Origin of the sequence: Mesorhizobium sp. M7D.F.Ca.US.004.03.1.1 (assembly GCF_003998635.1) — a bacterium.
Classification (GTDB): Bacteria; Pseudomonadota; Alphaproteobacteria; order Rhizobiales; family Rhizobiaceae; genus Mesorhizobium; species Mesorhizobium loti.
Map to the genome: position 1 here is coordinate 1 of NZ_RZQG01001769.1, position 477 is coordinate 477.

Annotated in this window: 2 pseudogenes; both read left to right on the forward strand. The window is 60.8% G+C overall.

The annotated features are described in order from the left end of the window. Positions 1–139: pseudogene (locus EN935_RS42665) on the forward strand (spermidine/putrescine ABC transporter permease PotC); the annotation flags it as partial. Positions 140–179: 40 nt separating this feature from the next. Continuing rightward, positions 180–477: pseudogene (locus EN935_RS39950) on the forward strand (putrescine/spermidine ABC transporter substrate-binding protein); the annotation flags it as partial.

Sequence of the window (477 nt, forward strand, 5' to 3'; positions counted from 1 at the left end):
GGACACGCTGCCCACCTACATGCTCGGCCAGATCCGCCGCGGCGTCACACCCGAGATCAATGCAATCTCGACAGCCTTCCTGGTGCTGTCGATCGGCATCGTCACCGCTTTCTTTTTCGTCAGCCGGAAACGGACCTGAGGCCGTAACGCCGCCGGTCCCAACAATGGGAGCATGGAGCATGAACTGGAAACTGACCGCGACGGCCATCGGGCTGTCGTTGCTGACTGTCACGGGCGTGGCCCGTGCCGAGGGCGAGCTCAACATCTACAATTGGGGCAACTACACCAGCCCCGACCTGATCAAGAAGTTCGAGGAGACCTACAAGGTCAAGGTCACCGTCACCGACTTCGATTCCAACGACACTGCACTTGCCAAGATCCGCCAGGGCGGCGCCGGTTTCGACATCGTCGTGCCTTCGGCAAGCGTCGTTCCGATCTGGATCAGCGAAGGCCTGCTGCTGGAGACCGATCCCAACA